General features: G+C 29.1%; 4 protein-coding genes. 3 read left to right on the forward strand and 1 reads right to left on the reverse strand.

The window, feature by feature from the left end; genetic code table 11:
- Positions 1 to 190: 190 nt before the first annotated feature.
- Positions 191 to 667, reverse strand: coding sequence for a DUF3997 domain-containing protein (locus FYJ33_RS15900; protein ID WP_154532931.1), 477 nt, complete (start codon positions 665 to 667; stop codon positions 191 to 193).
- Positions 668 to 790: 123 nt separating this feature from the next.
- Here FYJ33_RS15900 and FYJ33_RS15905 point away from each other — a divergent pair, with 123 nt between their 5' ends.
- The 3 genes from FYJ33_RS15905 to FYJ33_RS16760 form a co-directional block, all read left to right on the forward strand.
- Positions 791 to 1,783, forward strand: coding sequence for a hypothetical protein (locus tag FYJ33_RS15905; RefSeq protein WP_154532933.1), 993 nt, complete (start codon positions 791 to 793; stop codon positions 1,781 to 1,783).
- A 207-nt stretch (positions 1,784 to 1,990) separates the two neighbouring features.
- Complete coding sequence (locus FYJ33_RS16755) at positions 1,991 to 2,206, forward strand: recombinase family protein (protein ID WP_206046737.1); 216 nt, start codon at positions 1,991 to 1,993, stop codon at positions 2,204 to 2,206.
- A 4-nt stretch (positions 2,207 to 2,210) separates the two neighbouring features.
- On the forward strand, positions 2,211 to 2,390 hold a 180-nt coding region (locus tag FYJ33_RS16760), incomplete at its 3' end, for a recombinase family protein (protein WP_206046738.1).

Consider the following 2,390-nt stretch of genomic DNA (forward strand, 5'->3'; position numbering starts at 1 on the left):
TTAATTGATAAAGTTTGCGATAAATTGTATAATCTTTTTGTAAAATATTATATTGATTCATAAGAATATTTTACCATAAATCCTATTCTCTTTGAGTTTAGGATTTATTTTTTTGCACGAAAAAAGAGCCGCTACACAACTAATTTCTAATTAGTTGTGCGACAGCCCCTTAATTTACTTTTTAGTGAGGCTATTTATTTTTAAGATAATTATCAACATTTTCTATTTTTATGTTATTAGATACGTTCAGTTCTTTACAACCATTACTGAAATCCTTTTCGCTACTAAATGGACCATAGCATTTATCGTTTTTACAGTTAATTATCCAATAAAAAAATCTACCAACTGGTGGTTCTGTTAGCTTTTTTTCATATGGAATATCTTTATCACCTTTATTTGATATACCATTGTCATATGGGTTTATTTGCTTTATAATTATAAAATTTTCATCCCAACCAATTTTAGATATTTTACTTTCGATAATTATGTCTCGAGTACTCGTATTACATAAAATAATATTACTAGGATTGGCTCTATCTACTTCATATTTATTATTAATAGTATACGAGTAATCATCTCTGCTAGGCATTGGAATTAATTCAGTTGTGTCACATCCTATAAAAATTAAAGATAGAAGTAATGTAAAAAAAATATGTTTTCTTCTCATAGTACCTCCTAAAAATATCCTATTTAAATAAATTATAACTGATATGTTTACAAAACTAAAGATAATTTATCTCTATATATTATCAAGCTTGATAAATATTAAAAATAAAAAGGAGATAATTTTATGTCAGATTTACCAGTTTATGATAAGGATATCAATGATACAATTTGGTTAGGAGGAATAGCTTATTGCAGAAACAAAGGATGGGATATAAGTGCAGATTTTATGTATCATGCAAGATATGGAAATGGACAAAGCTTAACATTCTATAATGATTCAAACGTGATTAAAAAAGTTAGACAATCCAGGGTTTATAAATCAATAATTTCAAGGTGGATTAGCGATTATAAAAAGGGAGATTCAAGACTTTACAGAAAAGAAGGAGCTGAATTTACAGCAGATGATATACCAGATTTATATTATGCTATGCAACATTTTACGATAGAAGGGACATTTAAGAGTAATGGAAATCTTTTTGTGGAAATTTCAGATACGTATGATTTTACAGAATGTTTTAGAGTATTAAAATACGGATTTTCCAAAGGTAACGCAGCAAATGATTATGCTGCTCGATTAGCCTTTAATGGATATTTAAAAAAATTTTTGATATTTATAAAGGGATATGAATGGGCAGGTGAACGTAATAATAAGCCAGCACCATCACAGCCATCTACACCATCGCATTCATCAGCAGGATTTAGTTATCCTAATAACGCAAAATGCGTTAATGATATTCTATATATAAGAGATTCTAATGGAAATCGTATTCCTGATAGATATGTATCTATAGGAGATAACATGACAGTATTAGATGTAGGTTATACAAAGCAACTGGCGTTAGTAGAATATCCTACTCCAAGCGGTGTAAGAAGTGGATACGTTAAAAATGCTACAAACTGTATAAGTTATTATTACCAAGACCAATATTCCAACGGTTCAACTTCTGAAACAGTATATGACCAGAATGGTAGTGTACTAGGTTCATTAGATCCTTGGGAGCATGCAACTCCATTATATAGAAGAAATGGAAGGCTTCATGTTGTTTATTCTACCAATAAGGGTAAAAACACAAAGTCAGGCTATGTTGTCTACAATGGAAAGTTTACTAAGTTCTAATGTATATTACATTTAAAAAATAAAAGTGATTAAGATTATCATACATAAATGAAATCTTAATCATTTTTTTATAATATTTTAACAACGAAAAAAGAGCCAAAACTTAAAAGTATTGATACTGGTATAATATTAACAAATAATCAATGTATACACAGGTGTCAAAACTTAATGTCAAAACATTGTGGGAAAATGAGAGGATTTAATTAAATGATTTATGGATATGCAAGAGTAAGCACAAAAGGACAAGCACATAATGGAAAAAGTTTGGAAAGTCAGGAGAAGCTTCTAAAAGAAAATGTAGCAGAGATTATTTATAAAGATAAATTCAGTGATAACAAATCAGATAGACCAGAATTCAATAAGCTACTTAATACTCTTCAGTATGGAGAGATGTTAATGGTACTAAGCTGGATAGATTTGTGAGAGTATGATGCAGGGAACTGCGCTTGTTGAGGAACTCATTAATAAAGGTATTAAAGTACATATATTAAATATTGGAGTTATGGATAATACGCCTGCTAGCAAACTTATAAGAAACATTTTTTTTAGCTTTGTAGAGTTTGAAAGAGAGATGATAGTAGAGAAATCTCCGTATGGAAATGGTATT

It is taken from the genome of Inconstantimicrobium porci, from assembly GCF_009696465.1.
GTDB classification, from domain to species: Bacteria; Bacillota; Clostridia; order Clostridiales; family Clostridiaceae; genus Inconstantimicrobium; species Inconstantimicrobium porci.

Coding starts and splice junctions, on each gene's coding strand:
- FYJ33_RS15905 (WP_154532933.1), top strand. CDS start 791: ATGTCAGATTTACCAGTTTATGATAAGGATATCAATGATACAATTTGG.
- FYJ33_RS16755 (WP_206046737.1), top strand. CDS start 1,991: ATGATTTATGGATATGCAAGAGTAAGCACAAAAGGACAAGCACATAAT.
- FYJ33_RS15900 (WP_154532931.1), bottom strand. CDS start 667: ATGAGAAGAAAACATATTTTTTTTACATTACTTCTATCTTTAATTTTT.